This is a genomic window from Streptomyces sp. NPDC001970 (assembly GCF_053594115.1).
The window spans coordinates 166,648-177,294 of sequence record NZ_JBSFDW010000018.1 but is presented as its reverse complement, the minus strand read 5'-3'; the positions used below and the strand labels follow the sequence as shown (position 1 = coordinate 177,294).

Below are 10,647 nucleotides of genomic sequence, written 5' to 3'. Positions count from 1 at the left end.
TCGCAGTGGTGTCGGAGTCCTTCGGGCCCTCGCTGTGACCTGGCGACCTGCGGGTTCTCGCCCGGCTGATGCAATTCCCGAGGGTTGATGTACCGCATCGTGGTGGCGATCCAGGAGTGTCCGAGGACCTTCTGGATCCCGAGCAGGTCAAGACCCCCGAGGTAGAGCTCGGACGCGCAGAAGTGCCGTAGGACGTGCGGCGTGAGCGTGTCGGCCCAGCCGGGCAGATGGGCCTTCGCCGCGGCCACCAGGCCGTTGCGCAACGCGTCGTCGCCGACCCGGCGAGAGGACCCGTCGGAGTTCTTGCGCTCGAACGGGAACAGCGGGGCACCGGGTCGGGTGTGGTCGTCGTCGAACTGGCCCCAGACGTCCTCGATGAACCACCGCAGCGTGCGGTCGGCGCCGTTGATCAGCGGCACCATCCGCTCGCGCGGGCCCGAGCCGCGGGAGCCCTTGCCGTAGCGCACATGGAGCTTGCCGAAGCGGCCCAGGTCCCACTTGATGGCGGCAAGGTCGAGCTTGCATGCCTCGCTCACCCTGAGTCCGACCTGAGACATCAGCTTCGATGCGGTGTAGTTCCTGGCGGTCGGGGCGAACTTGCGGCAGGTCGCCAGCCCGCCGCCCCAGCCGGCGAAGAGTGTCTTGACCTCCGGCTCGGTCGGCGGAATCCGCAAGGCCGCGTCCTTGGACCCCCGCGGCCGGTTCATCTCGTCGATCGGGCACTCGACAACCCGCCCGGTCATCCGATGGATCTCGACCTTGTGCCGCAGCTCCAAGAACAGGAAGTACGTGGTCAGCGCCTGCGCGGGGGCCAGCCGGGTGCCACTCGGCGATTCCCGCAGCACCTTCCCGAAGTACCCGTCGGCGTCGCCGGCTCCATATCCCACAGCGGCCGACCCAACCAGGCCCGCATCTGATCCAGGTGCCCGACGTCCCCGCGGATCGTGCCGTCCGCCAGCCCCGCCGAAGCCCGCGCGAGCACGAACCCGGCCAGCACGTCGGTCTCGAACTGCTCCAGCTCCTCCGCCGAGACCGGATCGCGGAACTCGCGCAGGTCGCGTACGGTCGCCAGCCCCAACCCGAGCCTCCTCGCCTTCACCCCGATCACGGATCGATCGGACAAAGTGAGAACGCTTCAAGAATCCTGAAGTTACGTCACCAGCTCGAAGAACAGCCCAAGGAGACAGAACACCCTGGCCACGTGGACAAGGACTCAGCAGGGCTCAGGGGAACTCATGGGATGTCGCACAATCGCGGGACGGTTTGCCCGGGTCGAACCACGTTGCCGGGCCGGACGGTTGGTGCTGGCCCTGCTGTCGGACCTGCCGCGCAAGAACTGCTGGGTGCGCCACGAAGCGCCAGTGCGCCGTGAGGCGCGGTGAATCGAAGGAGGTGCAAGACCTCCTCGCCAGTCTGTCGCAGCAGGCTGGTGGGAGCTGAGCGCAGTCCGACGCGGGAGACGCCGGGGAGGGCGGGAAGCAGCGCTGACAAAGCCGGGACGGCCTGGAACTGCCAGACGGGCCGGGTCCGGCGAGCGAGATCAGAGGGCATACGAGAGGAATCAGTGGTAAAGCCGTCGACCGGCGAGGCGGCGGCTCATGACCATGCTCATCGACCAGAGAATCTCGACACCACCGCCGGCCGGCTCACCACCTACCTCGACGGCGTGGCGGTCTCCTTCGCCGAGACCGGCATCAAGGCCAAGGAGTTGCTGGACAGTTCGGCCGCGGCCGCCGGCTACATCGGCAAGTCCTTCTGGCCGGACCCGCTACTCAGGGGCGCGATCGACGACTTCACCGTGTGGCACCCAGCGCCGAGCAGGTGGCCGGCACGGTCGGGGCCGTGCCGATCCTCCAGGAGCTCTCGAAGACGTCCTTCGAGGTCCGTACGACGAGCGGGACCGCCCCGCCCCTGCCCGCCGCCGTCCGCTCCTCCTTCTCCGACGGCTACGACCGCGACACGCCGATCACCTGGGACGCCGTGCCACCCGAGAAGTACGCCCAGCCGGGGACGTTCGCGGTGGCGGGAACGGCAGCCGGGCGCACCGTGCAGGCGACCGTCACCGTGGTCCGCGAGGGGCAGCTCACCGTCGACCTCGGCTCGGACACCGGCACGTTCCACGGCGGCGCCTCCGGCACCCTCTACGGCGTGTACGGACCGGACGTTCCCACCAACAACCTGATCGAGGTCATGGGCCTGCGCACGGTCTCCACGAAGGCGCAGGACGGCCCACAGCACCCCGGTGCCGACGCGCTGGAGGTGGTGAAGCCGCTGGCCGACTCCACCAACGGCGATGTCTACATCTACATGACCGACATCCACCGCGGCTTCCCGTACCAGTGGCCGGGCGACACCTCCGAGGAGAAGTTCTAAGCTCTACAGGGAGAAGATCACCACGCAGGTCGACCAGGTTCTGCAACTACCGCAGCAGTACCAGGACAACGTCGTCTTCGTGCCGTTCAACGAGCCCGAGGGCAACATGTTCGGCACCGGCGAGTGGAGCTACAACAAGGTCAGCTGGCTCGACGACCCCGACGACTACTTCGCCGCCTGGGACGACGTCCACCGGCTCATCAAGGGCAGGATGCCCAGCGCCCGCATCGCCGGCCCCAACACCAGCATCCTGTTCGACCAGGTGAAGGGCTTCCTCACCCACGCCCTGGCCGACGGTACCCTCCCGGACGTCATTACCTGGCACGAGCTGAGCCACCCGGAGGCGGTGCGCGAGAGCGTCGCCAAGTACCGGGCGTGGGAGAAGGAGCTGTTCAGTGGCACCAACAAGGAGGGCACCCAGCTCCCGGCCAACATCAACGAGTACGCCTTCAACTATCACACCTCCGTACCCGGCCAGATGATCCCAGTGGGTGTCCGCCATCGAGGAGTCCAAGGTGGACGCCGACATCGCGTACTGGAACATCGACGGCAACCTCTCCGACTCCGCGGTGCAGTCCAACCGCGGCAACGGCCAGTGGTGGCTCCTGCACGCGTACGCCTCGATGAGCGGGCACGCGGTGAAGGTGGCCCCGCCGTCCCCCGGCGAGAACTACACCATGCAGGGCGTCGCCACGCTGGACGAGGACAAGCGGCAGGCCCGGCTGCTGTTCGGCGGGTCCACCGGAAAGGACCACATCACCTTCGACAACGTCCCCGAGGGGCTCTTCGGGGACCGCGTACACGCCTGGGTCCGGGAGATCGAATGGAGCGGGCAGGTGGGCGACTCCTCCGGCCCGAAGCTGCTGAGGAGCAGAAACTGTAGGTCGGCGACGACGGCACGGTCGTCGTCGACTTCGGCGACGGCGGGCTGCCGAAGCTGAACGAGTCCTCGGCGTACGAGATCGTACTCAGCCCGGCCGGGACGGGGGCGGGCACTCAGTCCCCGCCCGTGCGCTGGCAGGCGTCGTACGAGGCGGAGGACGCCGCCCACACCGGGTACGGCTACTCGAAGAACGGCCCGGAGGGCTCGCCGCGCGACGTGTCGAAGTTCTACACCTCCGGCGGCTACAACGTGGGCGGCCTGCGCACCGGCTCGGACGTCACGCTCGACTTCACCGTTGACGTGCCGCATGACGGCACCTACGACCTGAGTGTCCTCGCCAACTCCCTCAACACCTTCGACAAGGTGCAGGAGCAGTCTGGGACCACACCGACACCAAGGTCCACCTCACCCAGGGCAAGCACACCCTGACGCTCGCCGCGAAGAGCGCCGACGGCAAGCGCGCCACCAAGGGCGACGCCATCGTCGACCGCCTCACCCTCTCCCTGCCCGAGGCTTCGGCCGCCACCCAGGTGTACGAGAGCGAGCTGGCCTGGCTGGACGGCGGGGCTCAACCCGTCTACGACCTGCCGAAGCAGGCCAAAACCCCCGCCACCGGCTCGGGCGCGGTCCGGCTCTTGGAGGACGGGACCGTGACGTTCTGGGTCTACTCGCCCGCCGACCGCGAGGCCACCCTCAGGGTCGACACTCTCGGCGGCGCGGGCGCCCGGCTCTCCGTCAACGGGCACGACGTGCTGCGCCTGTCCTAGGGCAAGCACAGCGTGGCGGTCTCCCTCTCAGGCGGCGTCAACAAGGTGACGCTGACCGGAGGTTCGTCCGCCACCCTCGTCGACCGACTCACGGTGACGCCCACGGAGGGCGCGCTCCCGGCGCGTACGTACGAAGCGCAGGACGCCAGACTCGCGGGCTCGGCCACGTTCACCCCACTGTCCCTGGCCACCGACGGGACGGCGATCACCGGTATCGGCGGCGACCCGGGTAACGGCAACACGGCGACGTTCACCGTCGCCGCGGACCGCGCCGGTCTCTACGCGCTGCGCATCCGCTACTCCAACCCCGAGCAGTCGGAAGCCACCCACTACAACCCGGACCCGCTCGCCCGCCACGCCGACATCACCGTCAACGGCGGCGGGATGCGGCGCGTCGGCTTCCCGCACAGTTTCCACCAGAACAACTTCTGGGAGCTGACCGTCCCGGTCCACCTCGAGAAGGGACAGAACACGATCACCTTCCGCTCCGAGGAACTGCCGAACTTCGACGGCACCACCTACGCCTCGGACACCTTCCCCGGGGTGCTGCTCCGCTCCCGGTACGCGCCGCTGATCGACCGGATCACCCTCGCCCCGTACGCGCGGGAGGTGCGATGAGGTCATCACCACTGGCGGCAACGTGACTCGCACGGAGGCCGAGTAGCGGCCACCGCCTCCCACGCCCCGCCCGGTAGGGGCGCGCCCACTTCGCCGCCGGTGCCGCAAGCAGACGCCCGGATCCGTCACGGTCGGCGGGTCCACGGTCAGCCCTCGCCCACAAGGTCGAGGTCGTCACGAGACGCCTCCGGGGTGATCTCCGGAACGGGCCACTTGCGGTTCAGCGGCAGGGACACATCCCGCCACCAGGGGCGCGTAGGGAGGTCTCCAGCGGGCTCGAAGGGCTGGCCTGGAACTGGGACGGCGACTGCTTGTCCGACCGCGCCGGCTGCGGCCAGCGTCCACTCGCCAGGCTCGGCCCAGGGATGCAACGAGAGGTGGAATGTTCCCCAGTGGATCGGCAGCATGACACCGCTCGGCTGGCCTTGCTGCAGGTCAAGGTGGCTCTGGACCCCTTGCGAGGGGTTCATGTGAATGTCCGGCCACGCGCCAGGCAGCGGCGTAGAATCCGTGTGGTTCTTGGGCCAGTACTCGCTGTAGGCACCGATCTGGATCATGGTCGCGTCGAAGGGGCCGTGCTCGGCGCCGATCTCCTTGAAACCGGGGAAGTAACCGGTGTCCCCGCTGTGGTAGACCCGGTGCCCGGAGGGGCCCTCGACGGCCCAGGACGCCCAGAGCGTGTGCTGCTGGTTGCGCAGGCCGCGGCCGCAGAAGTGGCGCGCCGGGGTGGCGGTCAGCCGCAGTCCGGCCACCTCCGTCGACTCGGTCCAGTCCAGCTCGCGCAGCCGGCCCTCGGAGACGCCCCAGCGCTCCAGATGGGCGCCGACGCCGAGCGGCACCACGAAGATGGTGTCCGTGGCTGCCAGCGCGCGGATCGTGGGCAGATCGAGGTGGTCGTAGTGGTCGTGGGAGATCACGACGACATCGACCGGACCGAGCGAGGCGAGCGGCACGGGAGCGGAGTGCAGGCGCTTGGGCCCGGCGAAGGCGAAGGGCGAGCAGCGTGAGCCCCAGACCGGGTCGAACAGCACCCGTCGGCCGTCGATCTCGGCGAGGACGCTCGAATGACCCATCCAGGTGAGCCGCAGCCCGGAGACCGGCGGCTCGGCCAGGTCGGACAGGGTGGTGGTGTGCAGGGGCACGGGCGCGTCAGGGGTGCGGAGCCTGCGCGCCTCCTTCTGGAAGTAGATCTTGGCGAACTCCAGGGTGGAGCCGGACGGCCTCGTCCTGGCCCCGACCGGGTTCTGGAACACCCCGTCGGCGAAATTCGGCGAGCGGCGGATCCGCTCCATGCGCTCCCCTGCAGGGTCGGCCCCGAAAGCGGCGGGTCGCAGCGACCGCAGCGTGGAGCGCAGCGAATGCGGGGAAGCAGCGCCGGTCACAAGGCCTCCTGGAGGTGGGGGGCTTCCATTATGGGCGTCGGTTACACCAGTGCGGGAACGGAAAAGTGATGTGAGTTGTTCCCCGAGACCCCCGGAAACCGGGCCCAGGGACATGGGAATGTCACATCGGCGCCGTGCCATGTCACGTCGCACAGTGCCATGTCACATCGGAGTCGTGCAGTGTCATGTCACATCGGTGCCGTGCGATCCGTCGTACGCGTGTCAGGACGAGACGCGACACCGGAGGAGCCCGCCATGGCCCGTATTCCGCTCACCCCGCCCCGCACCCTTTTCCACCGCGCGACGGAGTGGTACTCGAAGCGCGCGTTCCAGGAGGCCCTCGACCCCGTGAAGGCGCTCGGCCACAACACACGCGTCCTGCGCGCCGACCTCCGCTTCGAGCAGGCCGTGGCCAAGTGGAACGCCCTGGACCCGGTCCTCAAGGCACTGGCCGAGATGGCCACGGCCGCCTCGATCGGCTGCAGCTGGTGCATGGACTTCGGCTACTGGGCGAGCCGGCGGAAGGGGATCGACGCCCGCAAACTGCAGGACGTGCCGGTATGGCGTGACAGTGACGTGTACACGTCGCTCGAGCGCGACGTCATGGAGTACGCGGAGGCGATGACCGCGAACCCGCCGGAGGTCACGGACGAACTGGCCGAGCGGCTGCTCCGGGCGCTCGGCGAGGCCGCGTACGTGGAGCTGACCGCGATGGTGGCGGTGGAGAATCTGCGCTCGCGGATCAATTCGGCACTCGGGCTGACCAGCCAGGGGTCTTCAACTGCTGGCCCCCGAAGTCGGGTGAGTGAGGGTAACCATGTATGAGTGAGTGTCGTTGTCAGAGCGTGAATCTCACGGAATGGGCGAAGACGCAGGGCGTGCATCCGCAGACCGCGTATCGCTGGTTCCGCGAGGGGACGCTGCCGGTACCGGCTCAGCGGGTCGGCCCGCGCACGATCCTCGTGAATGTGGGGGCCAACGCCGCGACCGGGGCAGTCGGCGGGCTGGGGCTGTACGCCCGCGTCTCCTCGCACGATCAGAAGGACGATCTGGAGCGCCAGGTCGCCCGGCTGGCCCGGTGGGCTGCCACCGAAGGCCACCGGGTGGTGCGGGTGGAGTCCGAAATCGCCTCCGGCATGAACGGCGCTCGTTCCAAGGCCAAGCGGCTGCTTGCCGATCCTGCCGTGCAGGCGGTGGTGGTGGAGCACAAGGACCGCCTCGGTCGGATGAACGTCGAACTGGTCGAGGCGGCCCTGTCCGCGACCGGGCGCCGCCTCGTGGTCCTTGATGACGGCGAGGTCCAAGACGACCTGGTGCGCGACATGGTGGAGGTCCTGACCTCGTTCTGTGCCCGCCTGTACGGGCGCGGGTCGGCGAAGAACCGTGCCCGCAAGGCGCTGGAGGCCGCCGAGCATGGCTGACCAGCGCAGGCCGCTGCGGCAGATTGCCCGGCCGTTCGTCGCCGACGGCCCGACGGGTGTCAGCATCCGCGACCGCCTGGGGGGACTGACGGCCGGGGACGAGAAGGTGTTGCGCCTGGCCGGCGCGCACCTGGGCACGCTGGCCTCGCGTGATCTGGCCCGAAGGTGCCGTGACGGCCTGGAGCACTCCACCGACACGTGGGCCGAACGCAAACGCGACCTGACGACGTTGTCGTCCTCCCGCTGGGCCGGTTCGATCACGTCCAGCACGCACGACCAGTGGGGACTGTCCCGGCGTGCGCAGCACGCACACCTGCAATCCCTGGATGCCGGTATCCGCATGATCCGGCACCGGCTGTCCCTGTCCGTCAAAGAGAAGGGCAGCCGGGGCAAGCCCGGCGGCTACCGGTCCTCGCACGAGTGGTTTAACAAGTCCCGGCGCCTGGCGGTCCTTGAAGAGCGGTACGAACAGGTCACGGCCGAACGCGACGCCGGACACGTGTCGATCACACGCGGGGGCCGCCGACTGCTGGGCACTCGTCACCACCTCACCGCCGCGAACCTGACCGAGGAGCAGTGGCGGGCACAGTGGGAGGCGGCGCGGTGGTTTCTGACCGCCGACGGCGAGTCCGGAAAAAGGTTCGGGAACGAGACGATCCGCGTCAGCCCCGGCGGCGAGATCAGCATCAAGCTGCCCGCCCCCCTCGCTGAGCACGCGAACGCGAAGCACGGCCGGTACGTGCTGGCCGCGAAGGTCGCCTTCTGGCACCGGGACGACGAATGGCGAGACCGGATCGAAGCGAACCGGGCCGTGGCCTACCGCATCCACCTGGACACGGTCCGAGACCGCTGGTACCTCGACGCCTCCTGGACCCGCAAAGACCTCCCCGTCGTGCCACTGGCCACGCTGCGCGCGGACGGCGTGATCGCCGTGGACACCAACGCCGACCACCTCGCCGCATGGCGCCTCGACGAACACGGCAACCCCGTCGGCACACCCCGCCGCTTCGACTACCAGCTCACCGGCAGCGCTTCGCACCGCGACGCCCAGCTCCGCCACGCCCTCACCCGTCTCCTGCACTGGGCCAAACGGACCGGCGTGCAGGCCATCGCGATCGAAGACCTCGACTTCACCGACTCCACCACCCGCGAGAAACACGGCCGCCGCAAGCGATTCCGGCAGCTCATCTCCGGCATCCCCACCGGCCGCCTGCGCGCACGCCTGCTGTCCATGTGCGCGGAAGCCGGCATCGGCGTGATCGCCGTCGATCCCGCCTACACCAGCGTCTGGGGCGCCCAGCACTGGCAAGCCCCCCTCACCAGCAAAACCCACAAGACCAGCCGACACGCCGCCGCCTCGGTGGCCATCGGCAGGCGCGCCCTCGGATACCGGATCAGGCGACGGACGACACCGCCCCGTGCACACCAGAGCGATGTGCCCGGGCATCGGACCGCCCAGGCCCGACCCGGCGACCGAGGGAGCGAGGGAAACCGCCCCCGCATCCCCGGACCACGGACACGATCCGTGCACGCCGGACGCGGAGCGAACGCGGTGGACCAGAACACCCAAGACCGTTCGGGGTGTTCGGCTGAGCATGAGTTCTGGCAACAGGACTCACTCCCGCTCAGTCTCTAGGAACGGTTCAAGGACCACTGCGAGGTGCCGCAGCCGCCATCCGCCGCATCGTCCGGGCGGTCCGGGCGGTCCGAGCGGTCCCAGCGGTCCGAAGGCAATTGAGGCAGCGGCGTCGTTCAGAAGCCGTACGCGCCGGCGCGCATCCGTACGCATCCTTGCGCAATGTCGCCGTGGTCCGCAGTCATCCGGAGCCGTCCGGAACCGTCCGGAACCGTCCGCGTTGACACGACTGCACCCGCCTCCGGATACTGACCGACGGTTCAGTTCGTCGTCGTGTCTGGAGGCACCGTGTCCGCCCTGGAGGCCCTCTCGATGGCCCGTCCCCTGATCTCGCTCACCTGGACGGACCACGTCACCGGCCGCCAGGGCTATCTGGTGGTCGACCGCCTCGTCCGCGGAGTGTCCAGCGGCGGGCTCCGCATGCGTGCCGGCTGCACGCTCGACGAGGTGGCCGGGCTGGCGCGGGGCATGACGATGAAGGAGGCCCTCCACTACAACGCCGACGACCCGACCGTGCGGTACATCCCGCTCGGCGGCGCGAAGGGCGGCATCGACTGCGACCCGCAGGACCCGGAGGCCTACGGCGTCCTCGTGCGCTATCTGCGCGCCATGCGCCCGTACATCGAGAGCGTCTGGACCACCGGCGAGGACCTCGGCCTCACGCAGGACCTCGTCGACAAGGCGGCCGCCGAGGCCGGCCTCGTCTCGTCCGTTCAGGCCGTCTATCCGCTGCTCGACGACGAGGCGGAGGCACGGCAGCGGCTCGCCGACGCGTTCGCCGTCGAGGTCGACGGCATCGGCCTCGACGAGCTGGTCGGCGGCTGCGGTGTCGCCGAGTCGGTGCTCACGGCACTCGACCTGGCGGGCGAGGGCCGCGCGGGCGTCCGGGTCTCCGTCCAGGGCCTCGGCACCATGGGCGGGGCGACAGCGCGCTTCCTGTCCCGGACAGGCCTGCGGATCGTCGCCGTGGCCGACATCAAGGGGACGATCGCCAACGCTGACGGCCTGGACGTGGAGAGGCTGCTGGCCGCGCGCGACGCCTACGGAACGGTGGACCGCGCCGCGCTGCGCCCCGGCGACACCGAACTGCCCGCCGACGCCTGGCTGTCCGCCGAGGCGGAGGTGCTGGTCCCGGCCGCCGTCTCGTACGCCGTCGACACCGCCAACCAGGCGCTGATCACAGCGCGTTGGATCGTCGAGGCAGCCAACATGCCGGTCCTGCCCGACGCGGAGGAGCTGCTCGCCGGGCGCGGGATCACCGTCCTGCCGGACGTCGTCGTGAACTCCGGCACCAACGCCTGGTGGTGGTGGACGCTCTTCGGCGACATCGGTGCCGACGCGGAGGAGGCGTTCGCCTACACACGCCGCTCGATGCGCGCCCTGGTCGGCCAGATGCTCGCACGCGCCCAGGCCGACGGCACGACGCCGCGCTCCGCCGCGCACGCGATCGTCGCCGACCGGCTGCCGGTGATCGCGGAACGCTTCGGCTGGTACAGGTAGGCCGGCGGCCGCCGCTTCTGCTCGGTGCCGGCCACCGCCCGGCGGTGCGACCGTCCACGGCGCTCAT

Annotated in this window: 13 protein-coding genes; 9 read left to right on the top strand and 4 right to left on the bottom strand. The window is 69.5% G+C overall.

What is annotated here, in order from left to right:
- Both ACWCP0_RS22565 and ACWCP0_RS22560 read right to left on the bottom strand, forming a co-directional pair.
- Window positions 1-845: tyrosine-type recombinase/integrase (locus tag ACWCP0_RS22565; RefSeq protein ID WP_451080592.1), on the bottom strand; the 845-nt coding region annotated here is incomplete at its 3' end.
- On the bottom strand, window positions 794-1,108 hold the full coding sequence (locus ACWCP0_RS22560; protein ID WP_451080591.1) for a hypothetical protein: 315 nt from the start codon (window positions 1,106-1,108) through the stop codon (window positions 794-796). The genes ACWCP0_RS22560 and ACWCP0_RS22565, both read right to left, overlap by 52 nt.
- Before the next feature lie 692 nt (window positions 1,109-1,800).
- On the opposite strand from ACWCP0_RS22560, the gene ACWCP0_RS22555 reads away from it, so the two are divergent.
- Window positions 1,801-2,373 carry an Ig-like domain-containing protein gene (locus ACWCP0_RS22555; RefSeq protein ID WP_451080590.1) on the top strand — a complete coding sequence of 191 codons (573 nt, stop codon included), beginning with the start codon at window positions 1,801-1,803 and terminating at the stop codon, window positions 2,371-2,373.
- 46 nt (window positions 2,374-2,419) lie between these two features.
- Here the strand turns inward: ACWCP0_RS22555 and ACWCP0_RS22550 are convergent, their stop codons facing one another.
- The gene (locus ACWCP0_RS22550) at window positions 2,420-2,875 is read right to left on the bottom strand and encodes a hypothetical protein (RefSeq protein ID WP_451080589.1); all 456 of its coding nucleotides are present in this window, start codon (window positions 2,873-2,875) and stop codon (window positions 2,420-2,422) included.
- Between ACWCP0_RS22550 and ACWCP0_RS22545 the strand changes: the two genes are divergently transcribed.
- The 4 genes from ACWCP0_RS22545 to ACWCP0_RS22530 all read left to right on the top strand — a co-directional run bounded on the left by ACWCP0_RS22545 (window position 2,865) and on the right by ACWCP0_RS22530 (window position 4,641).
- Window positions 2,865-3,314, top strand: a complete 450-nt coding sequence (locus ACWCP0_RS22545) for a hypothetical protein (RefSeq protein WP_451080588.1) — start codon at window positions 2,865-2,867, stop codon at window positions 3,312-3,314. The two genes, ACWCP0_RS22550 and ACWCP0_RS22545, sit on opposite strands and share 11 nt — an antisense overlap.
- 68 nt (window positions 3,315-3,382) lie before the next feature.
- Complete coding sequence (locus tag ACWCP0_RS22540) at window positions 3,383-3,685, top strand: hypothetical protein (protein ID WP_451080587.1); 303 nt, start codon at window positions 3,383-3,385, stop codon at window positions 3,683-3,685.
- A gap of 101 nt (window positions 3,686-3,786) precedes the next feature.
- A complete protein-coding gene (locus ACWCP0_RS22535) occupies window positions 3,787-4,023 on the top strand; it encodes a hypothetical protein (protein WP_451080586.1) in 237 nt (78 codons plus the stop codon).
- Window positions 4,024-4,035: 12 nt separating this feature from the next.
- Window positions 4,036-4,641 carry a hypothetical protein gene (locus tag ACWCP0_RS22530; RefSeq protein ID WP_451080585.1) on the top strand — a complete coding sequence of 202 codons (606 nt, stop codon included), beginning with the start codon at window positions 4,036-4,038 and terminating at the stop codon, window positions 4,639-4,641.
- Window positions 4,642-4,787: 146 nt separating this feature from the next.
- Here ACWCP0_RS22530 and ACWCP0_RS22525 read toward each other — a convergent pair whose 3' ends face one another.
- Window positions 4,788-6,023 (bottom strand): MBL fold metallo-hydrolase, encoded by a 1,236-nt coding sequence (locus tag ACWCP0_RS22525; protein ID WP_451080584.1) that lies wholly within the window; start codon window positions 6,021-6,023, stop codon window positions 4,788-4,790.
- A gap of 255 nt (window positions 6,024-6,278) precedes the next feature.
- On the opposite strand from ACWCP0_RS22525, the gene ACWCP0_RS22520 reads away from it, so the two are divergent.
- The 4 genes from ACWCP0_RS22520 to ACWCP0_RS22505 all read left to right on the top strand — a co-directional run bounded on the left by ACWCP0_RS22520 (window position 6,279) and on the right by ACWCP0_RS22505 (window position 10,580).
- Window positions 6,279-6,848: a carboxymuconolactone decarboxylase family protein gene (locus ACWCP0_RS22520; RefSeq protein ID WP_451080583.1), complete on the top strand. Its 570-nt coding sequence runs from the start codon at window positions 6,279-6,281 to the stop codon at window positions 6,846-6,848.
- A gap of 20 nt (window positions 6,849-6,868) precedes the next feature.
- Entirely contained in the window at window positions 6,869-7,444 is a 576-nt protein-coding gene (locus ACWCP0_RS22515) for an IS607 family transposase (protein ID WP_451080582.1), read from the top strand.
- Window positions 7,437-9,080: an IS200/IS605 family accessory protein TnpB-related protein gene (locus ACWCP0_RS22510; protein ID WP_451080581.1), complete on the top strand. Its 1,644-nt coding sequence runs from the start codon at window positions 7,437-7,439 to the stop codon at window positions 9,078-9,080. The genes ACWCP0_RS22515 and ACWCP0_RS22510 overlap by 8 nt, the downstream gene beginning before the upstream one ends.
- Before the next feature lie 312 nt (window positions 9,081-9,392).
- Window positions 9,393-10,580: a Glu/Leu/Phe/Val dehydrogenase dimerization domain-containing protein gene (locus tag ACWCP0_RS22505; protein ID WP_451080603.1), complete on the top strand. Its 1,188-nt coding sequence runs from the start codon at window positions 9,393-9,395 to the stop codon at window positions 10,578-10,580.
- The last annotated feature ends 67 nt before the right edge of the window (window positions 10,581-10,647 follow it).

Excerpts from the sequence above, each read along its gene's own strand:
- ACWCP0_RS22520 (WP_451080583.1), top strand. The coding sequence starts at position 6,279 with ATGGCCCGTATTCCGCTCACCCCGCCCCGCACCCTTTTCCACCGCGCG.
- ACWCP0_RS22510 (WP_451080581.1), top strand. The coding sequence starts at position 7,437 with ATGGCTGACCAGCGCAGGCCGCTGCGGCAGATTGCCCGGCCGTTCGTC.
- ACWCP0_RS22505 (WP_451080603.1), top strand. The coding sequence starts at position 9,393 with ATGGCCCGTCCCCTGATCTCGCTCACCTGGACGGACCACGTCACCGGC.
- ACWCP0_RS22550 (WP_451080589.1), bottom strand. The coding sequence starts at position 2,875 with ATGGCGGACACCCACTGGGATCATCTGGCCGGGTACGGAGGTGTGATA.